The organism is Sphingomonas bacterium (assembly GCF_903642285.1).
Classification (GTDB): Bacteria; Pseudomonadota; Alphaproteobacteria; order Sphingomonadales; family Sphingomonadaceae; genus Sphingomonas.
Map to the genome: position 1 here is coordinate 72524 of NZ_CAHJWJ010000007.1, position 24082 is coordinate 96605.

The window sequence follows — 24082 nt, forward strand, 5'->3', positions numbered from 1 at the left end:
ATGATGGCGACAGCAGCCCCTATCGATGAAGTCCGCGCCCCTTCCGCATTGCTGGCGTTGACCGAACTGCCGCGCGCGCTCGCCGAACTGGGATCGCTGTCGCTCGCCGCCCCGTTGCTGGCCGGCGCGCCGAAGGGGGACGGCCATCCGGTGCTGGTCCTGCCCGGCTTCGTCGCCAGCGATGCGTCGACCGCGGTGCTTCGCCGGTATCTGAAGCAATTGGGTTATGATGCCCATGCCTGGGAACTGGGCCGCAATTTCGGGCCGCGCGCGATCGGCCGCGAAGGCGAGAAGCTGGTGGAACGGCTGCGCGTGGTGCACGAACGGACGGGCGAGAAGGTCAGCCTGGTCGGCTGGAGCTTGGGCGGCGTCATGGCACGATTGCTCGCGCGCCGCGCACCCGGTGCGGTGCGGCAGGTCATCACGCTGGGATCGCCTTTCGCGGGCAGTCCGAAGGCGTCGAACGTCTGGCGTGCGTATCAATTGCTGACCGGGCAGAAGATCGACGACGCGCATACCAGGCGGCAACTCGCGGAGGTCGCCGCCCCGCCGCCGGTGCCGGCGACCGCGATCTACAGCCGTGAGGACGGCATCGTCGCCTGGCAGAACTGCCTCGAGCCCGCCGGTCCGAATAGCGAGAACATCCAGGTCCGCGGCAGCCATTGCGGACTAGGGGTCAACCCGGCGGTGTTATACGCGGTCGCGGACCGGCTGGCGCAACCGCTGGACGGCTGGCGTCCGTTCGCCGCCAAGGGGCTGATGGGCCTGATGTATCCGAGCGGAAACGCCTGAGGGTATCGACCTCGTCATCGCCGCCAGTCCGGACCCCGAGCCGCAAACCATATCGCCTGCAGTCCGTGCATAGCGTGACAAGCCCGGTATGCGGACGAATGCCTATTCTGCGGCCGTAACCTCGGAATCCGTCCGCGGCGTTCGGCGGCGGCGCGGCTTGGGAACGTCTTCGCCGGTGTCGTTCGACGCGGCCAGCGACGCACTTAGCGACGGCGGCAAGCGGTCCGCCTCGACCGTCGCCGGAACATCGGCCGCGACGGGGGTCGCATCACGACGCGGGCGACCGCGGCGGCGCGGGGCCTCTTCGGACGACGGTATATCGACGGTGGCCGCCTCGACGACGGGCACCGTCACCTCGTCGCGCGGCTGTGCGCGCTGGCGATCGATGCGTGGCACGCGTTCGGCGCGCGGCTGGACTTCGCCACCGCCCTGATCCTCGCGCGGGCGACGGTCGTTGCCGTTGACGTTGGCATTACCATTGGCGCGCGGCTGGTCGGCGCGCTGGCCATCCTGACGTTCGTAGCGCTGCCCATCCTGGCGATTGCCGTCCTGGCGCTGACCTTCGTAGCGCTGCCCATCCTGGCGGCCATTGTCCTGGCGCGCCCCATCCTGGCGCTGACCCTGATAGTCGCGCCGCGGACCGTCACGGTTCTGGTCGCCCCGACCCTGGTCCCGACCCTGATCGTTGCGGTTGCCGTCGCCCCGCTGACCATCGTTCCGGTTCCCGTCATATCGCTGATCGCCGGCCTGTTCGCCCGAACGGATCGGCTCGCCCTCGGCTCCGAAATCGTCCTCGCCGTCAGCGTCGTAGCCGTCGTCGAACGCATCGCTCGACTGCTGGCGGCGGGGCTGAGTATCCTCGAACCGGCTGCGCTGTTCGCTCAGCACGCGGAAATAATGATCCGCGAATTGCAGATAATATTCGATATTGACCCGGTCGCCCGATTGCTGCGCGTCACGTGCGAGGTTCTTGTATTTCTCGTGAAGCTGGGCCGCATTGCCGCGCGCGCGGCTGTCGATGCGATTGCCGTTGTCGCGACCCTGGCCGCCGCCCTGACGCGGATTGCCACCGCCGCCACCGCTGCCGTTATTGTTGTTGCCACCACGACCGCGACGGCGGCCGGCTTGCCGATTATTGATCAAGCTTGTGTCCTCGTCCTCAAAACCAATACCGGTCTTGCTCGAAATCCATGGTGCAAACCCCCGACCGCGCGCCGTTGCCGGCACATCCGGTCTGCCACGGCCACCGGACAGCAGCGTCATGACGAGGGATGCGGGCGAACGCCCGGAATCAACAGCGTCTGTCGAATTTGCGTGCCCCTGTAGCGCGCATTAGCGGGTCATGGGCCTCTACTACAAGTGAATTGTTGGTTCCGACCACGTTAAATGCACGTCGCGACCAGAACGCGCGGTCGGCCGCCCAGATCGGCGCGGCAGACGACCGCGAACCCCTCACGCGCTAGTAACCCGGTGACCGCCGCCGCCTGTGTCCGGCCGATCTCCAGGATCGCCGCGCCACCCGGCGCGACGAGACGACGAAGCGTGGGTGCAAGGCGTCGATACTCGTCCAGTCCATCCGCACCCGCGAATAGCGCGCCCGCGGGTTCGTAGGCGCGCACTTCGGGCGGCAAGTCGGCGTCGGTCTCGACATAAGGGGGGTTCGCGACGACGAGATCGAACCGCGCGGCGATCGCCGCCGCCCAGTCGCCCTGCACGAACCGCGCACGCCCCCCCGCCCCCGTCGCGTGCGCATTCGCGGTGGCATACCGGAGCGCTGCGGCGGATCGGTCGATCCCTAATCCCTGCGCATCAGGCCATTCGGCCAGCAGCGCCAGGAGCAGCGTACCGGGGCCTGTGCCCAGGTCGAGCATCGTTGCCGGCGGCTTGTCCTGAAATCGGTCGATCGCAGCCTCGACCAGCGTCTCGCTGTCCGCACGCGGCACCAGCACACCGGGACCGACCGCGATGTCGACTGTCCAGAACCCGCGTCGGCCGGTGATATAGGCAATGGGCTCGTGGGTCGCCCGGCGTTCGACCAGGGCAGCGAATGCCGGGGGGACGGAGCGGTCGAGGTCGAGCAGCAATGCGTTGCGTTCGATCCGCAGCGCGTGCGCCATGAGGAGTTCGGCATCGAGCCGGGGGGTGGCGGAAAAGGCGAAGCGCGCCGCGGCAGCAGCGAGCGCGGTGCGTATAGCGAAGTCCTCCCCGGGACGGGCAGGGGGACCATCCGAGGGATGGTGGAGGGGGGCTTCGGCAAGCGCTTCGCTCGGGGCACCGCCCCCTCCACCACCGCTTCGCGGCGGTCCCCCTCCCCGTCCCGGGGAGGATTTATCCATCGATCTGCGCCAACCGCTCCGCCTCGTCCTCCGCGATCAGCGCACCGACCAACTCGCCCATCTCTCCCGCCAGTATCTCGGGCAGCCGGTGCAGCGTCAGGTTGATCCGGTGATCCGTCACGCGCCCCTGCGGGAAATTATACGTCCGGATGCGTTCCGACCGATCCCCCGATCCGACCATCGATTTGCGCGCACCCGCGCGCTCGGCGTGCAACCGCTCGCGCTCCGCCTCGTACAGCCGCGTCCGCAGGACACGAAGCGCCTTCGCCTTGTTCTTGTGCTGCGACTTCTCGTCCTGCTGGATCACGACCAAGCCCGTCGGGATATGCACGATCCGCACCGCGCTGTCGGTGGTGTTCACCGACTGGCCACCCGGCCCCGACGACCGATAGATATCGATCCGCAGGTCCTTGTCCTCGATCTTGACGTCCACCTCCTCCGCTTCAGGTAGGACCGCCACGGTGGCGGCGGACGTATGGATACGCCCGCCCGCTTCGGTCACCGGCACGCGCTGGACGCGGTGGACCCCAGACTCGAACTTCAGTTTCGCGAACACGCCCTGCCCGGTGACGCTGGCGACGACTTCCTTGTAACCACCGGCGTCGCTGTCGGACGCGGAGATCAGCTCGACGCGCCAGCCCTGCCCCTCGGCATAGCGCTGGTACATGCGGAACAGATCGCCCGCGAACAGCGCCGCCTCGTCGCCGCCGGTGCCGGCGCGCACTTCCAGCATTGCGGAGCGTTCGTCCGCCGCGTCGCGCGGCAGCAGCGCGAGCGCAAGACGGCGATCGGCGGCCTCCAGCGAGTCGCGATTGGTGTGCATTTCTTCCGCCGCCATCGCGCGCAGTTCGTCGTTAGCATCCTGCGCCATATAGGCGAGACTCTCCGCCTCCGCCCGCAACCGCCGTACCTCGGTCGCGGCCTGCGCGACAGGTTCGAGCTCGGCATATTCCTTCGACACCTGCACGAAACGGTCACCGGGAAGATCGCCGGTCGCCATGAGCGCGGAAAGCTCGTCACGCCGCGCCTCGATCTGGCGGATGCGGTCTGGGGAGATGGAGGTCATGGGCGCGTCCGTTCCCCGGCGAAGGCCGGGATCCGGCCTCGGCGCAGGGCACCGATCGCGCGACCCCGCAACGTCTTCAATAAGGGCTGGACCCCGGCCTTCGCCGAGGAACGAGAAACGGGGAACATCATGTGCCGCTCGTAAATACGGGGCCGATCGCACGTTCCAGATGCTCACGCAGAACATCGGCCACGTCGGCATCCCAGATCTTGAGGTGAGCCCGTCGACCTTCGCCATCCGGGCGAACGAACAATAAGGCGGAAGGCGGGACCCGTTCCTTCCCGGCATTGTCGGTCCGCTTCTTCACCTTGCCCGAATAGGCCATCGTCGCACGAATGCCGAACCGCCGCATCCGCGTCAGCATGCCGGCCGCCTCGGCATCATGGTCGGGGTCATCAGGTATGACGACTATCTCCGGCCCTATTCCCACCGGCTCCCTGATGAGCATCGCCAGTCGCTCGACCCCGGCCGCCCAACCGACCCCCGGCGTCGCAGGGCCGCCCAGGCTCTCGATCAACCCGTCATATCGCCCGCCGGCCAGCACCGTCCCCTGCGCGCCCAGCCGGTCGGTCACGAATTCGAACGCGGTGTGCCGATAGTAATCGAGTCCCCGCACCAGTCGCGGGTTGCGCGTCCAGGCGACGCCCGCCGCGTCCAGCCCCGCGGTGACCGCATCGAAGAAGGCGCGCGCCGCCACCGTCAGATACGCGTCGATATCGGGCGCGGCATCCGCGATCGGACGGTCGCGCGGGTCCTTGCTGTCCAGGATGCGCATCGGGTTCTTCCCGAGCCGGGTCACGCTGTCCTCGGACAAGTCCCCCCGGTGCGCCTCGAAATGCGCGACCAGCGCCGCGCGCCAGGCGTCACGCGTCTCGGCGTCGCCCAGCGTGTTCAGCTGCAGCGTGACCCCGTCGGCGATGCCAAGTTCGTGCAGCAACTGGTCCGCCATCACCAGCAGCTCGACGTCGGCGGCCGGCTCCGCCGCACCGATCACTTCGGCGTCGATCTGGTGGAACTGGCGATACCGCCCCTTTTGCGGGCGCTCGTAGCGGAACACCGGTCCGCTGGTCGTCAGCTTCAGCGGCGCATATTGCTGCCAGCCTTCGGTCAGATAGGCGCGCGCGATCCCGGCGGTGAATTCGGGGCGTAGCGTCAGCGAATCGCCGCCGCGGTCGGGAAAGCTGTACATCTCCTTCGACACCACGTCGGTCGTCTCGCCGATCGAACGTGCGAACACCTCGGTCGCCTCGAACACGGGCACGTCGACGCGCTGGAAGCAATAGAGCGCGCGGACTTGCTCGAACCTCGCCAGCACGTGGGCGAAGCGCCGCTGTTCGTCGCCGAAGATGTCCTGGGTGCCGCGGACGCGCCGCGGGGTCTCGATACGTGCCATAGTGGCGGCGGTATCTAGGCGAGCGATGCGCCAAGCGCTAGCGGTTGCGCATGGCCTTCAAACTCGACCTCGGCAAGCGGATCGCTCCGCCCCGCTTCATCGCCTTCATCGCGATCTTCGCCGCCGCCCTCGTCGCGCTGCCCGGGCCGCTGGGGCTCGGGCGCGGAACGATGCTGGCGTTCGACATCGCGACGATCGTCTTCCTGGCCTCGGTCGTACCGCTCGTGCGCTACGACAATGCGGACCGGATGCGGAACCGGGCGAAGACGAACGACGCGAACCGGACGATCCTGCTTGGTCTGACCTTCGCCACGATCGCCGTGATCCTGGTTTCCATCGCGAACGAGCTTCATGCCAAAAACGACAAGGCGGCGATCTTCATCATCATCGCGACATTGGTGCTCGCATGGCTGTTCACCAACATCGTCTACACGCTTCACTACGCGCACATCTATTACAGCGACGAGGACGCGGACGGGCAGGACAATGGCGGCCTCGAATTCCCGCATTGCGATACCCCCGATTACTGGGACTTCGCCTATTTCAGCTTCACGCTGGGAATGACGTTCCAGACATCTGACGTCGACATGACCAGCCGCACGATGCGCCGGGTCGCGCTTGGTCATTGCATGATCGCGTTCGTCTTCAATATCGGCGTGCTGGCCTTCACGATCAACGTGCTCGGCGGCGGTGGCGGTTAAGGCGCTGGACGACGGGCCTTTCGTCCGCCTACACCCCCGCGGTCGATTTCCCGGCGAAAGGCCTTTCATGAACGTTCGTCTCGTTGCCGCCCTGCTCGCGTCCACCATCGCCGCCGCCACCCAGGCGCAGGTTCCTGCGGGCAATTCGGCACCACAGCCGCTGCCATTTGCGAACGCGATCCCCGAGCCGCAGGACGTGATGTACCCCGGCACGATCGAACTGGCGGTCGATGCGACGAACACCGGGCAGGGCATCTTTACGGCACACGAGACGATCCCCGTCGCGAAGCCGGGGCCTATGGTCCTGCTCTATCCCAAATGGCTGCCCGGCAACCATTCCCCCACGGGTCAGATCGACAAGCTGGCCGGGCTGTTCATCCGCGCGAACGGCAAGCTGATCGCGTGGACACGCGACCCGGTCGACGTCTACGCGTTCCACATCGACGTGCCGCAGGGCGCGAGGAAGATCGAGATCGACCTGCAATTCCTGTCCGCGACGAAGCCCGAGCAAGGTGCCATGGTGATGGGCAAGGACATCCTTCGCCTGCAATGGAATTCGGTGAGCCTGTACCCGGCGGGCTATTTCACGCGCGATATCCCGATCAGCGCGACGGTCAGATATCCGCAGGGCTTCGCCGCCGCGTCCGGTCTGCCGTCCCGCGCCAATGGTGCGAATTACGCCTATCAGACGACCAATTACGAGGTGCTGGTCGATTCTCCGACGATCGCCGGCCGCTATTACAAGCCGATCGCGCTGTCGCCGAACGTGACGCTCGACACCTTCGCGGACAACGCCGAACAGCTGGCGACGACACCGGCGCAGGTCGACGCGCACAAGCGGCTGGTCGACCAGGCAGTCAAGACCTTCGGCGCGCAGCATTACGACAATTATCATTTCCTGTTCGGCATTTCCGAAGAGATCGGCGGGATCGGGCTGGAACATCACCGCAGTTCCGAAGACGGCGTCCGCCCCGGCTATTTCACCGAATGGGACATGCAGACGGGCGCGCGCAACCTGCTGCCGCACGAATACTCGCATAGCTGGGACGGCAAGTTCCGTCGCGGTGCCGACCTTTGGACGCCCAATTTCGACGTGCCGATGCGCGATTCGCTGCTGTGGGTGTATGAGGGCCAGACGCAGTTCTGGGGCTATGTCCTGCAAACGCGGTCGGGTTTGGTGTCCAAGCAGGATACGCTCGATCAATATGCATCGATCATGGCCAGCTATGACGCGGCACCCGCGCGGCAATGGCGCGATCTGGTCGACACCACCAACGATCCGATCATCTCTCAGCGCCGGCCAAAGGGCTGGACCAGCTGGCAGCGCAGCGAGGATTATTACAATGAGGGGTTGCTCGTCTGGATCGACGTCGACTCGCTGCTGCGCGAAAAATCGGGGGGGACGAAATCGATCGACGATTTCGCGCGCGCGTTTTTCGGCATGCGCAACGGCGATTATGGCGAGTTGACCTACACCTTCGACGATGTCGCGGCGACACTGAACGGGATCGTGCCCTATGACTGGGCGGGCTATCTCCACCAGCGACTGACCGAGCATGCTTCGGGCGCGCCGATCGAGGGCTTCGCGCGCAACGGTTATCGGCTGGTCTATACCGACACGCCGACCAAATCGTTCAAGCAAGGCGAAAAGTCGCGGAAAATCGCCGACCTTACCTATTCGGGCGGCTTGATCGTCAACGCGACGGGCGACATTACCGGTGTCACCTGGAACGGCGCGGCGTTCAAGGCCGGATTGGACGTCGGCACGACGATCGTCGCGGTCGGCGACATGGCCTATTCGGACGACCGGCTGAAGGCGGCGATCACCGCGGCGAAGACCAGCAAGGAACCGGTGAAACTGACCGTCAGGAGCGGCGACACCTATCGCATGGTCGCGGTCGATTGGCATCAGGGTCTTCGCTATCCGCATCTCGAAAAGATCGGCATCGGCGATGGTGGGCTGGACCTGTTGCTCGCACCGCGGCCCTGATCGACGGTACTCGGCGTGCCTGACGGCACGCGCGGGACATAAACTCGACGGGCCCGCGATCCTGCGTTAGGCCCCCTCGCCTTCAGCAGTAAAAGGACTGATTATGCGGATCGACCTGATCCCCACCGGCAAGAATCCCCCGGACGACCTGAATGTCATCATTGAGGTGCCGACCGGCGGGGAGCCCGTAAAATACGAGTTCGACAAGGCGTCCGGCGCGCTGTTCGTCGATCGAATCCTGCACACGCCGATGCGCTACCCCGCCAATTACGGTTTCGTGCCGCATACGCTCTCCCCGGACGGCGATCCCCTCGATGCGCTGGTCATCGCGCGCTCCCCGTTCATCCCGGGCTGCGTCGTGCGCGCGCGCCCGATCGCGGTATTGAATTTGGAGGACGAGGCCGGCGGCGACGAGAAACTGGTCTGCGTGCCGGTCGATTCCACCTTCCCTTATTATTCGAACGTCGGTGGCCGCAGCGACATGCCGGAAATCGTGTTCGAGCAGATCGAACATTTCTTTACCCATTACAAAGACCTCGAAAAGAAGAAATGGGTCCGTGTCGGCAAATGGGGCGACGCGGACGAGGCGCGCCGCATCACGCTGGAAGCGATCGAGCGGTACAATGCGGAGAAGGCGAAGGGCGAGGAAGCGGACCCGGTCGCGACTTGATTTGCGCCCGTCACCCCTGCCTCGTGCCGGGGTCCGTCGTGCCGCGAAACCGGAAGGCCGCGTGTTCGCGGTGCGATGGATGCCGGATTACGTCCGGCATGACGAAAATCCACCATAACCCCGGTTGACCCCGCCCCCGCCGCAGCGCAGCGTCCCCGACATGGCCAGCCTGCCCCCGATCGCGAACAATCCCGATATCCGCTTCCTCGGAGCGCTGCTCGGGGACGTCATCCGCGATTATGGCGGCGCGGACCTGTTTGCCGCGACCGAAGCGATCCGGCGGGCGTCGATCGACCGCCATCGTAGCGACCATGCGGACGAGCCCGCCTTGGGTGCGCTCGGGCTCGACAAACTGGGGCTCGACGAGACGCTGGATTTCGTTCGCGGTTTCATGCTGTTTTCGATGCTCGCCAATCTGGCGGAGGATCGGCAGGGGATCGCCGCGGACGACGACGCCGACCTGTCGTCGGCGATCGAGACGCTGGCGGCGGAGGGGATCGACCGCGCGCAGATCATGACGCTGCTCGACCACGCGCTCGTCGCCCCCGTTCTCACCGCACATCCGACCGAGGTACGGCGCAAGAGCATGATCGACCACCGCAACCGGATCGCGCAACTGCTCGCGCTGAAGGATGCGGGGCGTGACGAGACGCCCGATGGCGACCGGGTCGAAGACGCGATCCGCCAGCAGATCGCCTTGCTGTGGCAGACGCGCGTGCTGCGCCGGGAAAAACTCTATGTCACCGACGAGGTCGATACCGCGCTGAGCTATCTGCGCGACGTGTTCCTGCCGACGCTGCCCGCGCTCTATCAGCGGTGGGACCGGGCGATGGGCACGCGGGTGCCGAGCTTTCTTCGCCCGGGCAGCTGGATCGGTGGGGACCGCGACGGCAATCCCTTCGTCACCGCGGAGTCTCTGCGAACCGCGCTTGCCCGGTCCAGCGCGGCGGTGCTCGAATATTATCTGACGGCCGTCCACGCGCTTGGTGCGGAACTGTCGATCTCGAGCACGCTCGCGCAAGTCGACGACGCGGTCGAAGCACTCGCCGCGGCAAGCGGCGACGGCGCGGCAAGCCGGCAGGACGAACCCTATCGCCGCGCCTTGTCGGGCATCTATGCGCGCCTGACCGCGACACATGCCGCGCTGACCCGCAAACCCGCGCCGCGCCCCTCCCTGCTGCCGGGCGAGCGCTATGCGGACCCGCAAGCGTTCCGCGCCGATCTGGTCGCGCTGGCGCATGCGCTGTCGGTGCAGACGCCGCTACGCTCGGGCGGGGCGCTCGGGCGGCTGATCCGCGCGGTCGATACGTTCGGCTTCCACCTCGCCACGCTCGACATGCGGCAGAACTCCGCCGTGCATGAGCGCGTCGTCGCCGACCTGCTGAAGGTCGCGGGGGTCGAGGCCGAGTATCTCACGCTGGACGAGGCGGCGCGGGTCGCGTTGCTACGCCGCGAACTCGCCAGTCCGCGTCCGCTTACCAGCCCCTATGCAACCTATGCCGAGGAAACCCGGGGCGAACTCGCGATCATGCACGCCGCCGCCGAGGCGCACGCGACCTACGGCCCGGGCTGCATCGCCAACTATATCGTGTCGATGGCGCAGTCGGTCAGCGATCTGCTCGAAATCCAGCTGATGATGAAAGAGGTCGGCCTCTACCGCCCCGCCGCCGGCGACGCGCCCGCGACCGCCGCGGTGATGGCGATCCCGCTGTTCGAGACGATCTGCGATCTGGAGGCTGCGCCCGGCATCATGACCGACTGGTTCGCGCTGCCCGAGGTCGCAGCGCAAGTCAGCGCACGCGGCCATCAGGAAGTGATGATCGGCTATTCGGACAGCAACAAGGACGGTGGTTACCTGACCTCGACCTGGAGCCTGTCCAAGGCGTCGACCGCGCTGAAGCCGGTGTTCGAGGCGGCGGGGGTCGGCATGCAGCTGTTCCACGGCCGCGGCGGCGCGGTCGGGCGCGGCGGCGGGTCGGCCTTCGCCGCGATCCGCGCGCAGCCTTCAGGGACCGTACAGGGCCGCATCCGCATTACCGAACAGGGCGAGGTGATCGCGGCGAAATACGGCACCCGCGACAGCGCGGCGAAAAGCCTGGAGGCGATGGCGTCTGCCGCGCTTCTCGCGAGCCTGGAGCCGTCGCGGCTGTCCGACGCGGAGAACAAGGTCTTCGCCGACGCGATGGACACGCTGTCCGACACCGCGTTCCACGCCTATCGCGATCTCGTCTACGCGACGGAGGGCTTCCGCACCTTCTTCCGCCAGATGACGCCGCTGACGGAGATCGCGGGCCTCAAGATCGGATCGCGCCCCGCCAGCCGGACCAAGTCCGACGCGATCGAGGATCTGCGCGCGATCCCCTGGGTGTTCAGCTGGGCGCAGGCGCGCGTCATGCTGCCCGGCTGGTACGGCGTCGGCGCGGCGATCGACGCGTTTCCCGACAAGGCCTTGCTGGCGGAGATGGCCGAGGGCTGGCCGCTGTTCGCCGCGACGCTGGCGAATCTCGAAATGGTGCTGGCGAAGTCGGACATGGCGATCGCGGTGCATTATGCCGGGCTGGTGGAGGACCGGGGCCTGCGCGACACCGTGTTCGGCCGGATTCGCGACGGCTGGCATTTGACGCGCGACGGGTTGCTGGCGGCGACGGGGCAGACGCGGCTGCTGGAGAAGCACCCCGCGCTCGACGCGTCGATCCGGCTGCGATTGCCCTATATCGAGCCGCTGAACCTGCTCCAGATCGAACTGCTGAAACGCCACCGCGCGGGCGAGGCGGATGCGCGGATCGGCGAGGGCATCCTGCTGTCGATCAACGCGATCGCGACCGCGCTTCGGAATTCGGGGTAGCTTACCCGCACCCCCTCCCCACCCCGGCGAAGGCCGGGGCCCAGCTGCGGGCTTTTGGGTGGCAAGGGAAAGCCCTCTCCAACAAAAACCGTGGCACCTGGGCCCCGGCCTTCGCCGGGGTGGCGAATGGGACAGCGCGTCCCCCGTCACCCCGGCCTCGTGCCGGGGTCCAGGGCCACAAGCGGATCGCTCGCGGTCCTGGATGCCGGGACGAGCCCGGCATGACGGAGGAAGCTACTCCACCCAATCCAGGCCGATATCCCGGTACACCCCCCGATCCTCGTCCCAGCCCGGCTTGACCTTCACGTGCAGATATAGATGCACCGGCCGCCCCATGATCCCCGACAGCTCCGCCCGCGCGCGCGCGCCGATCTCCTTGATCCGGACGCCGCCCTTGCCGAGCACGATCGCGCGCTGCGTCGGGCGTTCGACCAGGATCTGCTGGTGGATCTCGACCGATCCGTCCTCGCGTTTCCTATACTGCTCGGTCTCGACCGCGCTCGCATAGGGCAGCTCGGAATGGAGCTGCAGGTACAATTGCTCGCGCGTGACCTCGGCGGCGAGCGATCGTTCGGTCGCGTCGGACACCTGGTCCTCGGGATAATGCCACGGTCCCTCGGGCATCGCCGCCGCCAGCGCGGCCTTCAGTTCGGGCACCCCGTCCCCCGTTGCCGCACTGACGAACCAGGTTTCCTCGAAAGGAATCAAGGCGTTCAGCCGCTCGGCATGCAACAGCAGCTTCGCCTTGTCCGCCAGATCGACCTTGTTCAGCACGAGATGGATCGGCGCGCTGCGTCCGACCAGCGCTTCGACGATGTCGGTCACCTTCCTGCCAAGCCCGCCCTTCGCATCGATGACCAGCAGGATGATGTCCGACCCCTCCGCCCCGCCCCAGGCGGCGGCGACCATCGCCCGGTCGAAGCGGCGCTTGGGTTCGAAGATACCCGGCGTATCGACGAGCAGGACCTGCGCATTGCCCTCGATCGCGACCCCCATCAACTTGGTCCGCGTCGTCTGCGCCTTCGGGCTGACGATCGCGACCTTCTGCCCGACCAGCATGTTGACGAGCGTCGACTTACCCGCATTGGGTGCCCCGACGACGGCGACGAGCCCGCAGGATTCGGTCATGTCTTCATTCCTTTGGAGACGGTCAGCCGCGCCAGCAATGCCGCCGCCGCCGCGGTTTCCGCCTCGTGCTTGTTCGCGCCCTCCGCGCTCGCTTCGTCCGCCCTGCCGACCGAGACGGTAACGGTGAAGCGCGGCGCGTGGTGCGGCCCCGAGCGATCGGCGACGGTGTATTCCGGCGGCCGGCGCTGGTTCGCGGCGGCCCATTCCTGCAGCGCCGACTTGGGATGTTGCGGCGCGCGCGCGTCGCGGCGGGGGCGGTCGCCCCATAAGCGGCGGACGAGATCGCGCGCGGCGTCCAGCCCCGCCTCGCGGTAGAACGCGCCGATCAGCGCCTCCATCACGTCGCCAAGCACATTGTCGCTATCCGACGCACCGTCGTCGCGCGCCTGCTTGCCGAGGCGCAGATGATCGCGCACCGCAAGCCCGCGCGCAACGTCGGCACAGACCGCACCCGTCACCAGCGCGTTCAGCCGCTTCGACAATTGTCCTTCGGGCTCTGTCGGATACAGCTCGAACAGCCACTCCGCCATCACCAGCCCGAGCACCCGGTCGCCGAGAAATTCCAGCCGCTCATAGGTCGCGATCGCATGGCTGCCATGCGTCAGCGCGCGCTCATATTCGCCCAGGTCGCGCGGTACCTGCCCCAGGACGCCGGTCAGCCAGCCGGCGAGATCGCTCAAAAACCCTCCCCGATCCGCTTCCAGCGCGCGGCGGTGAACCAGGTCCACGGTTTGATCCACGACGCCGTGCCGTCGGTCGAGAAGAACGACACCACCGCCTTGCCCTCCAGCCGGTCCATCGGGATCAGCCCCATCCCCATCGGCGGCGAAAAGCGGCTGTCCGCGCTGTCGTCGCGGTTGTCGCCCATCAGGAACACGGTGCCGGGCGCGACGGTGTAGACCCCGGTATCGTCGCGGTCCGCATAATAGCCGCGGTCGAGCACATCGTAGCTCTTGCCGTCGGGCAGCGTCTCGCGGAACCGCTGGTAGCGGCAGATCGGCACGCCGCCCGCGTTATCCTGAAACTGCGCGTCGCAGCTATAGTTGGGCGTGATCGGTATCGTGAAGTCGGGCAGGCGCACCTTGGGCACCGCCTTGCCGTCCAGCCATAGCACGCCGCGCTTCATCTGGACCGTGTCGCCCGGCAATCCGATCACCCGCTTGATGACGGCGACCTCGTCGCCCTTGGGTCCTTCGAACACCACCACGTCGCCGCGCGCCGGCGTGTGCGGCAGGATTCGGCCGGGGATCAGCGGCGCGCCCCAGGGCAGCGACCAGCGCGAATAGCCGTAATTCCATTTCGAGACGAACAGATAGTCGCCGACATACAGCCGCGGCAGCATCGATTCGCTCGGGATGCTGAACGCCGACAGCACGAAGCTGCGGAAGATCGCGACGATGACGATCAGCTTCACGAGGAAGATCAGCGTCTCGACGGTTTCGGATCGGGCGGGTTTCGGCTTGGCCATGGCGCGGGGTTCGCGTACCGCCACGTCCACGTCAAGCACGGGCATCGCGTACGGATCGATTGATCGCGCCGGACGTATCAGGTGCGACCCTGCCATTATCGACACGGAGTGACCGATGCCCGCCGACTGGTCCGCCATCGAGGCCCTGCCCTCGCCCAAGCTCACCGACCTGTTCGCCGAGGACGACGGCCGTCTGGCCAGGTTCAGCCTGGATGTCGCCGGCATCCATTTCGACTGGTCGAAGACGCATCTGACCGCCGACGCGCTGACCGCGTTCGAGGCGCTCGCAAAGCAGATGGACCTGGCGGGCAAGCGCGAGGCGATGTTCGCCGGGCAGCACGTCAACACGACGGAAGACCGCCCCGTCGAGCACACCGCCGAACGCGGCGAGGGCAATGACGAAAGCGTCGCACGCGCCGCGCAATATCACGCGCGGATGCGCACGCTGATCGACGCGATCGAGGCGGACGCGCTGGGGCCGATCCGCTATATCCTCCATGTCGGCATCGGTGGCTCCGCGCTCGGGCCGCATCTGCTGGTCGACGCGCTCGGTCGGGATCACGACCGGTACGAGACCGCGATCGTATCGAATGTCGACGGCACGGCGCTGGAAGATGTGTTCGAACGGTTCGATCCCGCGACGACGTTACTGGTGATCGCCTCCAAGACGTTCACCACGACGGAAACGATGCTGAACGCCAATTCGGTGATCCAGTGGATGACCGCCAACGGCGTCGACGACCCCTATGGCAAGGCGATCGCGCTGACCGCATCACCCGACAAGGCAGTCGAATGGGGCGTCGACGAGACGCGCGTGCTGCCCTTTTCGGAAGGCGTCGGCGGCCGTTATTCGCTGTGGTCGTCGATCGGCTTCCCCGCCGCGCTGGCGCTAGGCTGGGATTGTTTCCAGGAACTGCTCGACGGCGCGGCCGAGATGGACCGGCATTTCCGCCTGACCGCGCTTCACGAGAACGCCCCCGCGCTCGCCGCCTTCGCCGATCTTTACTACACGCAGGTCCGCCGCGCCGAAACGCGCGCGCCCTTCGCCTATGACGAACGGCTGCGGTTGCTGCCGAGCTATCTCCAGCAGCTGGAGATGGAGTCTAACGGCAAGGGCGTGACCAAGGAGGGCGCGCCCGTCGGCCGCCCGACCGCGGCGATCACCTGGGGCGGGGTCGGCACCGACGCGCAGCATGCGGTGTTCCAGCTTCTCCACCAGGGGACGCATTTGGTGCCGGTGGAGTTCCTGGCGGTCATCGAGGCAGGCGACATGCTCGACGCGGACCATCACCGACAATTGCTGCTGAACGCCTTTGCGCAAGGCGCGGCGCTGATGAAGGGCAAGCAGGTCGATGATCCCGCGCGCAGCTATGCGGGCGACCGGCCGTCCTCGACCCTGCTGCTCGATACGCTCGATGCACGGACGCTGGGCGCGCTGATCGCCTTCTACGAGCACCGGGTGTTCGTGAACGGGGTGCTGCTGGACATCAATTCCTTCGACCAGTTCGGCGTCGAACTCGGGAAGGAAATGGCGAAGGAAGCCGCGAAGGGCGGCGGCGATTTCGATCCGTCGACGACTGACCTCATCAAGCGCGCCGGGCTCGATTGATCGCGGATAATGTGAGGCGGTGGGGCGTTGAGACGGATATGCCGATCCAGCTCCCACCCATCATGCCCGTCATCGTCGCACCGACGGCCGTTTCGGTCGCGGCGATGAAGGGAAAGCGCCGCGTGCTGATCCTCGTCGGCCCCGCCTTTGACGACCCGTCGCTTCGGAAGGAACAGCAGGCGCTCGACGGGTGGCGGGTGCAGGCAGCGGTCCGCGACGTGACCATGGTCGTCATCGTCGGCGATCATATCGCGGGCGCGGCGGACGACGCCGCGGCGGTCCGCCGGCACTGGAACCTGCCGTCGGACCACTTCGCGATGATCCTGATCGGCAAGGACGGTCATGAGGCGTTCCGTACCGACAATCCGGTGGCGGCGGCCGTCCTGACGCAGACGATCGACGCCATGCCGATGCGGCGGGCGGGACAGCGCTGAAGCTAAACTATCATGGAAATCATCACGCGATATGGAGAACGGTGATGAGGGTTAGCTTGGACATCGATGAGCAGCTGTGGAAGGACGCTATGGGCGCTACAGGCTGTCAGACCAAACGGGCCAGCGTCGATGTCGCGCTGAGACGGACGCCCGCCGCACGGCAAGCGGAGATAGCGTGGAAAGAACGCTGCGCTCGAACAACAACTGTCGCCGATGGTGAAGTTTCAAACGCGTCGGAGGTTTAGATGCCCGAATACGACTACGACCTCTTCGTCATCGGCGCCGGTTCCGGGGGCACGCGCGCGGCGCGGGTCGCGGCGGCGCACGGCGCGAAGGTCGCGGTGGCGGAGGAGTACCGGGTCGGCGGGACCTGCGTCATCCGCGGCTGCGTACCCAAGAAGTTGCTCGTCTACGGTGCGCATTTCGCGGAGGATTTGAAGGACGCTGGCCGCTTCGGCTGGAATGTGCCCGCGCAATGCGATTTCGACTGGAAGACGCTGCGCGACAACGTGTTCGAGGAGGTCGACCGGATCAACAAGGCCTATACGCAGACGCTGGAGACTGCGGGGGCCGAAATCGTTCATGCGCGCGCGGAGGTTACCGGACCGAACAGCGTCCGGCTGTCGACCGGCGAGACGAAGACCGCCAAGACCATCCTCATCGCGGTCGGCGCACATCCCGCGATCCCCGCCTGCCCGGGGCATGAACATGGCATCACCTCGAACGAGGCGTTCCACCTGGACGCGATCCCGAAGCGCATCCTGATCGCGGGCGCGGGCTATATCGCCAACGAGTTCGCCGGCATCTTCCACCAGTTCGGCGCGCACGTCACGCTCATCAACCGGACCAAGGACATCCTGCGCGGCTACGACCTGTCGATCCGCGACCGGCTGCTCCAGATCTCGCTGATGAAGGGGCTGGACTTCAAGTTCGACGCGGGCTTCGAGGGGATAGAGAAGACCGACGACGGCTGCTTCACCGTGTCGCTGGCCGGGCATGATCCGGTGACGGTCGATCTGGTGATGTTCGCGACCGGCCGCATCCCGAATACCAAGGGGTTGGGCCTGGACAGCGCGGGCGTGACGCTGGACGATGCGGGTGCGATCGTCGTCGATGCGGACAACAGGTCGAGTTGCGACAGCATTTACGCGATCGGCGACGTAACCAACCGGGTCCAGCTGACCCCGATCGCGATCCGGGAAGGCCAGGCGTTCGCCGAGAACCTGTACGGTGCGGGCAATGTCCGGGTCGATTACGAGAACATTCCCTCCGCGGTCTTCAGCCACCCGCCGCTGGCCGGCGTCGGCATGACCGAGGCGCAGGCGCGGCAGAAGCTGGGATCGGTGAAGGTCTATTCCTCCGATTTCCGCCCGATGAAGAACGTGCTGGCGAACCGCGACGAGCGCGCGCTGTACAAGATGGTGTGCGACGGCGAGACCGACCGCGTCGTCGGCATCCACATGATCGGCCCCGACGTGCCCGAGATCATCCAGGCCGCGGCGGTGGCGGTGAAGGCGGGGCTGACTAAGAAGCAGTTCGACGAGACCGTGGCGCTGCATCCGACGATGGCGGAGGAGTTGGTGCTGTTGAAGTAGCGCTGAAGCGGCGTCGAAATGTTGCCGTAATCGTCGATCAAAATTGCTGCTGATCTTCGTTCATGGCGAGGCGGATGCATGCGGAGTTGGTATTTCCTACTTACGTGGTTTGCCGTGGTCATCCCCAGGGCCATGGGCGCGACGATCGATGCTCGCCAGGCACCGACCTACGCGCCCGTATCGCGTGACATGTGCACCATGCCTGCGGGGTGGGTGCGGCCGTTTACGCACGTCTACCATCTGCGCAACGGCGCCATTCTCGTCTTCGTAGGGGTGGATCATACGGACGATCTGACCGACGATACGCATCGGCAGCTCAAGACCGCGTTCGAACGCTACAAGCCGACTCTCGCGCTGATCGAGGGCACGTCGTCAACAAAAAGCGCATTCGACTGGTACCGACGGGACATCGCGGGTCTCGCGAAGCAGCGAACCGATGGGGGCGCCGTATCGGAAAATCTGTACGCGGTTACCTTGGCGGTAAGCGGCGGCGCCCAATTCTCGGGTTGGGATTTCAGCCCGGACCAAGATTACAAGGTGCTTGTCGACGACAAGTTCGCGATCGACGATGCGCTCGGTGCTCACCTTCTTCGCGGCAAGGTGAACCCTTTCGGAAGCGAAGCCACGGCTGACAATGTGGCAAGGCAGGTACGCTATGCCACCGCCGTCCAGCCCGTCGCGGGATTCGAATATGCCGCTTGGTACCGACGAGCTTATGGCGAGCATTACGATCCCATCAACGGCACGCCTTGCGGAAAAGGAATCGCGAGTCGGGTTGTCAGTGATCTCAGCTATCGCCGGAATTTGCACCTGACGGGTCTCATCGATGCCCACGCGATCCCCGGCCAGATCATTCTCGTCGAGGCTGGCGCCAATCATTGGCTCGCGCTCAAAGATTGGCTCGCGACGCGATCGACATCGTTTGACTGATCGCATCTAGACCGCACGCGTATTTCGAAGGTGGTCGATAATCGACGCCCCTACTCCCCCCGGAAACTCCCCACGCGCCGTTCCGCCACCGCCCGCACCCCTTCGGCAAAATCCGCCGTCTTCTGCAACCAAGCCTGCTCCGCTAGTTCGTGATCCGTCTGCGCCTCGACCAGCGCGGCCAAGTCACCCCGCATCGTCGCCCGCGTCGATGCGACCGCCAGCGGTGCGCCCGCCGCGATCTCGTGCGCCAGGGCCAGCGCCACCTCGAACGGATCGTCGGCCAGCGCATCCGCCAGCCCCCACTCGAACGCCTGTTCCGCGCGGATGCGCCGCGCGGTCAGGGCCATCAGCAGCGCGCGCTGACGGCCGATCACGCGTTCCAGCACGGCGGATATGCCGAAGCCGGGATGGAACCCCAGCGCCACGAAATTGGCGACGAACTTGGCGTCGGGCCCGGCCACGCGGAAATCGGCGACTAGCGACAGGCCCAGCCCCGCGCCGACCGCGGCGCCTTGCACTGCCGCGACGACCGGCGTCTTCACCCCGAACAGCTTCGCCGCCGCGACGTAGAAGGGGTTGCGCGCGCCGGGTGCCAGGTCCTTCGCGACGGGGTTGGCGTTGACCAGGTCGGCGCCGGCGCAGAAGGTCCGTCCCTCCGACGCCAGCAAGATCGCGCGGACGTCGCGGTCGGCGTCCGCTTCGTCGAACGCCGCGCCGATGGCCTCGATCATCGCGAGGTCGGCGAAATTGTAGGGCGGGCGGGTGAAGCGGACGATCGCGACGTGGCCGTCGTAGGTAGTGGTGACGCTGGTTTCGTTTGCCATCGGATCCACCGTTCTTCCTGAGCCTGTCGAAGGGCGTATCCGGTGGCATGTGCTTCGACAAGCTCAGCACGAACGGTCGGGGAGGACGGTGACGTTCCCCTCTTTCGTCACCCCGGGCTCGACCCGGGGTCCCGCTTCTTCTTGTGCGCCGAAGAAGCGGGGCCCCGGGTCAAGGCCGGGGTGACGGAGCGGTGGTCCTAGCGTCACCGGCCAGACTTTCAAAGCATCGCCCGACCGCCTAGATGCGAGCGCCATACCCATCCCTCGAAAGGCACCTCCATGCGCGAAGCCGCGATCGTCTCCACCGCCCGGACCGCCATCGGCAAGGCCTATCGCGGCGCGTTCAATGCGACCGAAGCACCGGTGCTGGCGGGGCATGTCATGAACGCCGCGGTGGCGCGTGCGGGGATCGACGCCGCGCGGATCGACGATGTGTTCTGGGGCGTCGGCAACCAATGGGGGACGCAAGGCGGTAACGCGGGCCGGATGGCGATCTTCGCTGGCGGGCTGCCCGAGAGCGTCCCCGCCTTCACGCTCGATCGCAAATGCGGGTCCGGGCTGACCGCGGTGGCGCTCGCCGCGCGGTCGATCATCGCGGGCGATATCGACGTCGCGCTGGCGGGCGGGATGGAATCGATCAGCTTCACCGTCACCAAGGACGCGCCGCGCTACGTCAACACCAGTGTCACCGACAACGTCGCCGCCGCGTACATCCCGATGATCGAGACCGCGGAGATCGTCGCCGATCGCTACGGCATCAGCCGCGCCGCCCAGGACGAATACGCCGCACAGAGCCAGCAGCGCGCCGCCGCGGGCGTCGCGGCGGGGGCGTTCGCCCAGGAGATCGTGCCGATCACGGTGGAGAAAGCGCTGTTCGACAAGCAGGGCAACCGCACCGGCAGCGAGACGGTGACGATATCGCAGGACGAGGGCATTCGCGCGGGTACGACGGTCGAGGCGCTGGCGGGGCTGAAGACGGTGTGGGCGGGCGGCGAGTTCACCGGGCCGGGCAGCAACGTCACCGCGGGCAATGCCAGCCAGCTGTCGGACGGTGCCGCCGCGCAGATCGTCATGGACCGCGCGACCGCCGCGGCGGAGGGCAAGGACATCCTGGGCATCTATCGCGGGTTCCAGGCGGCGGGCTGCGCGCCCGACGAGATGGGGATCGGGCCCATCTTCGCGATCCCCAAGCTGCTCGACCGCGCCGGGCTGTCGGTCGGCGATATCGGGCTATGGGAGCTGAACGAGGCGTTCGCGTCGCAATGTCTGTATTGCCGCGACCATCTCGGCATCGATCCGGCGAAGTACAACGTCAACGGCGGTGCGATCGCGGTCGGGCATCCGTTCGGGATGACCGGATCGCGGCTGGTGGGGCATGCGCTGATCGAGGGAAAGAAGCGCGGCGTGCGCTATGTCGTGGTGTCGATGTGCACTGCGGGCGGGATGGGCGCGGCGGGGTTGTTCGAGATCGTTTGACGTCTTGTGCTCCTGCGGACGCAGGAGAAAGAGATTACGCGCGCAGCCCGATCCGCACGCCGGTGACGCTCGCCACCAAAGTCTCGACCTGCGCCGCCAGGAAACCCGCCGCGACGAACGCGTCGATTTCGCGCGTCGGCAGCGCGAAGCCGTGGTGCCAGGCGTGGACCGCCAGCCGGCGCAGCGCTTCGAGCCGGCCATCCGCGAGCCGCGAACGGGTGCCGAGCCCGAACAGGCCACCGACCGCACGCGACATGCGGCTGGGCTGCGACAGGCTGCGCAGCGGATCGCGCTTGGCGAGCGCGATCACGCTCCATTCCAGCGCGGTGAATCCCGGCAGCCCGGCGACCGCTTCGGCGATGGGCGCGGGGCAGGTCGCGCCGACCGGGGCGGCGAAGGCGTTGTCGAGATCGAGATAGGCCATGATCGAACACCCCTGATGGCGAGCGACGTCGGCCGATCACCGCGCGCAACCAAGGTCGCGCGCGCCGTTCCGCCGGCATTGATGTGTAACGATGCCGCGGCGGCGAAAACCCGTCGCGGTCGTGAAGCGGGAACGCCCCGTCTTCGATACCAGGCGGTATATAAAAGCCGACCCCCGGTCGTCAACCGCTTTCTTTACCGTTCGGTAGAATTAATTTTCCGGAGCGGTCGGCCAGATCGACAGACTGGTCTCCACCAATTGCTCCAGCTGCTCGACCGATGCGCCCGACCCCGCCTGTATCGCCAGCCCCTGCATCAATGCGAGGAGATAGCGGACGAGCGCGGCGGGGGTCATGCCGTGGGGCAGTTCGCCTGCGGCCTGCGCGCGTTCGAACCGGGCGACCATCGCGGCCTCCGAAGAGGCACGCCGCGCGATCACCGCATCCTTGATGGACTCCGTTTCGCTACCGCATGCCATCGTGCTGATGACGCTGAGGCAGCCTTTGGGGTTGCAGCTCGACGCGTGCATTTCGAGCCCGCCGCGCAACAGCCGCTCGGCGACGCCGCGCGCGGTCGGGGCGTCGAGCGCGGTCTTCATATACGCCAGCTTCTCGCGCTCATAGAGATCGAGCGCCTTGCCGAACAACGCTTCCTTGTTGCCGAACGCGGCATATAGGCTGGGCTTCGTGATCCCCATCGCCGCGGTCAATTCCGCCATCGACGCCGCTTCGTACCCATTGGTCCAGAACACGCGCAGCGCCGCGGTCAGCGCCTCGTCGAGATCGAACTCGCGCGGCCGACCCTTGGCGGGTGCCTGGGGACAGCAGAGTTTCATACCAAGCGGTATATAGTGAAGCCGTCATCCGAGTCCAGCGAGACGTTGGCCGGCCGATCAGCCGCGGTGCGTACGTCGCCGATAGACCAGCATATGCCCGCCCTCGCGCGGCGCGATCTGCACCAGCCGATAATCGCGCGCGAGCGCGGCGCGCATGACGGCCAGGCTCTGCGCGTTCCAGTCGGCGAGCGGGTGATCCAGCGTCACGACGACGGGCGGCGCGGCAGCCATGATCCGCGCGACCTCGCCGGCCTCGTCGATCCCCGTCGCCCCCTGTTCGGGGGCATAGGCCAGCGTCGAGGGGAAGGCATAGGCCGTCGGCAGGCAGGCCTGCGCCAGATGGTACAGGATCGAATCGCCCGCGAAGACATAGGGGCAGCGACCATGATCGTTCGCTGCCATCGTCCGCGCGACCGCATACACCGCGGCGCGGTCGTCGGTGCGAAGCGCCAGCTTGACCGCGAACACCGCGCACCCCGCCGCGAGCGCGGCGATCATCGCGCGCCGGTGCGGGGTGAAGGTCGGTGCCGCCGCCACGCACAGCGGGGCGACGAGCGGCAACGCGTAATGATCGAAGAACACGCCGATCATCGCATACCCCACCAGCGCCGCCACCAGCCAGCCGAACGCGATACCCGGCGCGCGGGCGCCGGGCCCCGCCCGCAAGGCGACACATGCCGCGATGGCGAGCGGCGACAATTGCGACCAGGTACCGATCAGCCGCATCGCGATCTTGCTGGCCGGATAGCCGTGCCGCAGCAGGATCGACGAGAAGTTCGCGAACCAGAAGGCGGCGAAGATCGCGGGCCCCTTCGCCCGGTAGATCGCGACGACCAGCGCGGTCGGCGCGATGCCCAGTGTGATCCATGCGATCGCCGCTGCGCCCATAACCCGCCGGCGCGCGCCGGCGCGGCGCAAATAGACCAGATGGACGACGCCGAAATACGCCCCCTCCACCGCGGGAGTGTATTTGGTCTGGATCGCCAGCCCGGCGAGCAGACACACCATAACGCCGTTGCCGACGATCGCCCCGACCCGCCGCTCGCCCGCAAGTTCCGGCAGCCGCAGCGACAACAAGGCCGCGAGCGTCACGAACAGGTCGTAGAAGACCGGCGACTGGCCGGCCCGGCCGCTCAGCAGCGGCAGCCAGACCAGATAGGCCGCACCCGCCGCCAACGCCGCGCCGCGCGATGCGCCGACCTTGCGCGCCATCCGCTCGACGACCCACGCCGTTGCCGCCGCGAACGACAGCGCGACGAGCTGGTACGCGACGATGCCGTTGCCGGGAAGCAAGCGGATCGCGGCGTAGATCGCGAACAGCCCGATCGGCTTGCGGTCCCAGATATCGACATAGGGCAGCGCACCGCTGAGCATCCGGTCGCCGACGAGCAGATAATATTGTTCGTCGACATGGACGATCGGGTTGCCGACGTCCCAGACCCGCGTCGCCACGGCCAACGCGAGGAGGATCAGCGGCAACCGGCCGCGCTGCCATGGCGACATTCGCTCGCGCATCCCGTCCCGCCTTACCCTCGCCTCGTCGCAATCGCTTCGTCGAACGCCGTCG

Annotated in this window: 22 protein-coding genes; 11 read left to right on the plus strand and 11 right to left on the minus strand. The window is 66.7% G+C overall.

The annotated features are described in order from the left end of the window. Positions 1 to 3: 3 nt before the first annotated feature. On the plus strand, positions 4 to 792 hold the full coding sequence (locus HUU99_RS05480; protein ID WP_174285565.1) for an esterase/lipase family protein: 789 nt from the start codon (positions 4 to 6) through the stop codon (positions 790 to 792). A gap of 102 nt (positions 793 to 894) precedes the next feature. On the opposite strand, the gene HUU99_RS05485 is transcribed toward HUU99_RS05480, so the two are convergent. From HUU99_RS05485 to hisS, 4 genes are all read right to left on the minus strand, one after another. Next, positions 895 to 1935 carry a DUF4167 domain-containing protein gene (locus HUU99_RS05485; RefSeq protein ID WP_174285566.1) on the minus strand — a complete coding sequence of 347 codons (1041 nt, stop codon included), beginning with the start codon at positions 1933 to 1935 and terminating at the stop codon, positions 895 to 897. 239 nt (positions 1936 to 2174) lie between these two features. Then, entirely contained in the window at positions 2175 to 3128 is a 954-nt protein-coding gene (prmC, locus tag HUU99_RS05490) for a peptide chain release factor N(5)-glutamine methyltransferase (protein WP_174285567.1), read from the minus strand. Continuing rightward, the gene (prfA, locus tag HUU99_RS05495; protein ID WP_174285568.1) at positions 3121 to 4194 is read right to left on the minus strand and encodes a peptide chain release factor 1; all 1074 of its coding nucleotides are present in this window, start codon (positions 4192 to 4194) and stop codon (positions 3121 to 3123) included. The genes prmC and prfA overlap by 8 nt, the downstream gene beginning before the upstream one ends. A gap of 127 nt (positions 4195 to 4321) precedes the next feature. Then, on the minus strand, positions 4322 to 5587 hold the full coding sequence (gene hisS / locus HUU99_RS05500; RefSeq protein ID WP_174285569.1) for a histidine--tRNA ligase: 1266 nt from the start codon (positions 5585 to 5587) through the stop codon (positions 4322 to 4324). A 50-nt stretch (positions 5588 to 5637) separates the two neighbouring features. Here hisS and HUU99_RS05505 point away from each other — a divergent pair, with 50 nt between their 5' ends. The 4 genes from HUU99_RS05505 to ppc all read left to right on the plus strand — a co-directional run bounded on the left by HUU99_RS05505 (position 5638) and on the right by ppc (position 11793). Then, positions 5638 to 6288 carry a DUF1345 domain-containing protein gene (locus HUU99_RS05505; protein ID WP_174285570.1) on the plus strand — a complete coding sequence of 217 codons (651 nt, stop codon included), beginning with the start codon at positions 5638 to 5640 and terminating at the stop codon, positions 6286 to 6288. 67 nt (positions 6289 to 6355) lie between these two features. Then, positions 6356 to 8278 carry a M61 family metallopeptidase gene (locus HUU99_RS05510; protein ID WP_174285571.1) on the plus strand — a complete coding sequence of 641 codons (1923 nt, stop codon included), beginning with the start codon at positions 6356 to 6358 and terminating at the stop codon, positions 8276 to 8278. 103 nt (positions 8279 to 8381) lie between these two features. Then, positions 8382 to 8948 carry an inorganic diphosphatase gene (gene ppa, locus HUU99_RS05515; RefSeq protein WP_174285572.1) on the plus strand — a complete coding sequence of 189 codons (567 nt, stop codon included), beginning with the start codon at positions 8382 to 8384 and terminating at the stop codon, positions 8946 to 8948. Between the two features lie 160 nt (positions 8949 to 9108). After that, on the plus strand, positions 9109 to 11793 hold the full coding sequence (gene ppc, locus HUU99_RS05520) for a phosphoenolpyruvate carboxylase (protein ID WP_174285573.1): 2685 nt from the start codon (positions 9109 to 9111) through the stop codon (positions 11791 to 11793). A gap of 234 nt (positions 11794 to 12027) precedes the next feature. On the opposite strand, the gene era is transcribed toward ppc, so the two are convergent. Genes era through lepB form a run of 3 tightly spaced genes read right to left on the minus strand, consistent with a single transcriptional unit; the run spans position 12028 to position 14434 of the window. Next, positions 12028 to 12921 (minus strand): GTPase Era, encoded by an 894-nt coding sequence (gene era / locus HUU99_RS05525; protein ID WP_174285574.1) that lies wholly within the window; start codon positions 12919 to 12921, stop codon positions 12028 to 12030. Then, on the minus strand, positions 12918 to 13601 hold the full coding sequence (gene rnc / locus HUU99_RS05530) for a ribonuclease III (protein ID WP_254602944.1): 684 nt from the start codon (positions 13599 to 13601) through the stop codon (positions 12918 to 12920). Before rnc ends, era begins: the two co-directional genes overlap by 4 nt. Beyond that, a complete protein-coding gene (gene lepB / locus HUU99_RS05535; protein WP_254602945.1) occupies positions 13598 to 14434 on the minus strand; it encodes a signal peptidase I in 837 nt (278 codons plus the stop codon). Before lepB ends, rnc begins: the two co-directional genes overlap by 4 nt. Before the next feature lie 70 nt (positions 14435 to 14504). Here lepB and pgi point away from each other — a divergent pair, with 70 nt between their 5' ends. The 5 genes from pgi to HUU99_RS05560 all read left to right on the plus strand — a co-directional run bounded on the left by pgi (position 14505) and on the right by HUU99_RS05560 (position 18957). Further along, the gene (gene pgi, locus HUU99_RS05540; protein WP_174285575.1) at positions 14505 to 15998 is read left to right on the plus strand and encodes a glucose-6-phosphate isomerase; all 1494 of its coding nucleotides are present in this window, start codon (positions 14505 to 14507) and stop codon (positions 15996 to 15998) included. Between the two features lie 38 nt (positions 15999 to 16036). Further along, complete coding sequence (locus HUU99_RS05545) at positions 16037 to 16432, plus strand: DUF4174 domain-containing protein (RefSeq protein WP_174285576.1); 396 nt, start codon at positions 16037 to 16039, stop codon at positions 16430 to 16432. Positions 16433 to 16476: 44 nt separating this feature from the next. Continuing rightward, positions 16477 to 16677, plus strand: coding sequence for a type II toxin-antitoxin system VapB family antitoxin (locus HUU99_RS15785; protein WP_368039921.1), 201 nt, complete (start codon positions 16477 to 16479; stop codon positions 16675 to 16677). Continuing rightward, on the plus strand, positions 16678 to 18027 hold the full coding sequence (gene gorA / locus HUU99_RS05555) for a glutathione-disulfide reductase (RefSeq protein WP_174285578.1): 1350 nt from the start codon (positions 16678 to 16680) through the stop codon (positions 18025 to 18027). It abuts the gene before it with no gap. 132 nt (positions 18028 to 18159) lie between these two features. After that, a complete protein-coding gene (locus HUU99_RS05560; protein ID WP_174285579.1) occupies positions 18160 to 18957 on the plus strand; it encodes a hypothetical protein in 798 nt (265 codons plus the stop codon). A 50-nt stretch (positions 18958 to 19007) separates the two neighbouring features. Here HUU99_RS05560 and HUU99_RS05565 read toward each other — a convergent pair whose 3' ends face one another. Further along, positions 19008 to 19781 carry an enoyl-CoA hydratase/isomerase family protein gene (locus tag HUU99_RS05565; protein WP_174285580.1) on the minus strand — a complete coding sequence of 258 codons (774 nt, stop codon included), beginning with the start codon at positions 19779 to 19781 and terminating at the stop codon, positions 19008 to 19010. Between the two features lie 279 nt (positions 19782 to 20060). On the opposite strand from HUU99_RS05565, the gene HUU99_RS05570 reads away from it, so the two are divergent. Continuing rightward, positions 20061 to 21257, plus strand: a complete 1197-nt coding sequence (locus HUU99_RS05570) for an acetyl-CoA C-acyltransferase (RefSeq protein WP_174285581.1) — start codon at positions 20061 to 20063, stop codon at positions 21255 to 21257. 34 nt (positions 21258 to 21291) lie between these two features. Here the strand turns inward: HUU99_RS05570 and HUU99_RS05575 are convergent, their stop codons facing one another. The 3 genes from HUU99_RS05575 to HUU99_RS05585 form a co-directional block, all read right to left on the minus strand. After that, positions 21292 to 21681 carry a hypothetical protein gene (locus HUU99_RS05575; protein ID WP_174285582.1) on the minus strand — a complete coding sequence of 130 codons (390 nt, stop codon included), beginning with the start codon at positions 21679 to 21681 and terminating at the stop codon, positions 21292 to 21294. Between the two features lie 210 nt (positions 21682 to 21891). Then, complete coding sequence (locus HUU99_RS05580) at positions 21892 to 22515, minus strand: TetR/AcrR family transcriptional regulator (protein WP_174285583.1); 624 nt, start codon at positions 22513 to 22515, stop codon at positions 21892 to 21894. A gap of 57 nt (positions 22516 to 22572) precedes the next feature. Continuing rightward, positions 22573 to 24030 carry an ArnT family glycosyltransferase gene (locus HUU99_RS05585; RefSeq protein WP_254602946.1) on the minus strand — a complete coding sequence of 486 codons (1458 nt, stop codon included), beginning with the start codon at positions 24028 to 24030 and terminating at the stop codon, positions 22573 to 22575. Positions 24031 to 24082 lie beyond the last annotated feature (52 nt).

Bases quoted from the DNA above. Each gene is read 5' to 3' on its own strand.
- ppa (WP_174285572.1), top strand. From the start codon at position 8,382: ATGCGGATCGACCTGATCCCCACCGGCAAGAATCCCCCGGACGACCTG.
- HUU99_RS05560 (WP_174285579.1), top strand. From the start codon at position 18,160: ATGGGCGCGACGATCGATGCTCGCCAGGCACCGACCTACGCGCCCGTA.
- era (WP_174285574.1), bottom strand. From the start codon at position 12,921: ATGACCGAATCCTGCGGGCTCGTCGCCGTCGTCGGGGCACCCAATGCG.
- HUU99_RS05545 (WP_174285576.1), top strand. From the start codon at position 16,037: ATGCCGATCCAGCTCCCACCCATCATGCCCGTCATCGTCGCACCGACG.
- HUU99_RS05565 (WP_174285580.1), bottom strand. From the start codon at position 19,781: ATGGCAAACGAAACCAGCGTCACCACTACCTACGACGGCCACGTCGCG.
- HUU99_RS05575 (WP_174285582.1), bottom strand. From the start codon at position 21,681: ATGGCCTATCTCGATCTCGACAACGCCTTCGCCGCCCCGGTCGGCGCG.
- HUU99_RS05480 (WP_174285565.1), top strand. From the start codon at position 4: ATGGCGACAGCAGCCCCTATCGATGAAGTCCGCGCCCCTTCCGCATTG.
- pgi (WP_174285575.1), top strand. From the start codon at position 14,505: ATGCCCGCCGACTGGTCCGCCATCGAGGCCCTGCCCTCGCCCAAGCTC.
- HUU99_RS05580 (WP_174285583.1), bottom strand. From the start codon at position 22,515: ATGAAACTCTGCTGTCCCCAGGCACCCGCCAAGGGTCGGCCGCGCGAG.
- ppc (WP_174285573.1), top strand. From the start codon at position 9,109: ATGGCCAGCCTGCCCCCGATCGCGAACAATCCCGATATCCGCTTCCTC.
- gorA (WP_174285578.1), top strand. From the start codon at position 16,678: ATGCCCGAATACGACTACGACCTCTTCGTCATCGGCGCCGGTTCCGGG.
- prfA (WP_174285568.1), bottom strand. From the start codon at position 4,194: ATGACCTCCATCTCCCCAGACCGCATCCGCCAGATCGAGGCGCGGCGT.
- HUU99_RS05510 (WP_174285571.1), top strand. From the start codon at position 6,356: ATGAACGTTCGTCTCGTTGCCGCCCTGCTCGCGTCCACCATCGCCGCC.
- HUU99_RS05505 (WP_174285570.1), top strand. From the start codon at position 5,638: ATGGCCTTCAAACTCGACCTCGGCAAGCGGATCGCTCCGCCCCGCTTC.
- lepB (WP_254602945.1), bottom strand. From the start codon at position 14,434: ATGCCCGTGCTTGACGTGGACGTGGCGGTACGCGAACCCCGCGCCATG.
- HUU99_RS05585 (WP_254602946.1), bottom strand. From the start codon at position 24,030: ATGCGCGAGCGAATGTCGCCATGGCAGCGCGGCCGGTTGCCGCTGATC.
- HUU99_RS05570 (WP_174285581.1), top strand. From the start codon at position 20,061: ATGCGCGAAGCCGCGATCGTCTCCACCGCCCGGACCGCCATCGGCAAG.
- prmC (WP_174285567.1), bottom strand. From the start codon at position 3,128: ATGGATAAATCCTCCCCGGGACGGGGAGGGGGACCGCCGCGAAGCGGT.
- hisS (WP_174285569.1), bottom strand. From the start codon at position 5,587: ATGGCACGTATCGAGACCCCGCGGCGCGTCCGCGGCACCCAGGACATC.
- HUU99_RS15785 (WP_368039921.1), top strand. From the start codon at position 16,477: ATGAGGGTTAGCTTGGACATCGATGAGCAGCTGTGGAAGGACGCTATG.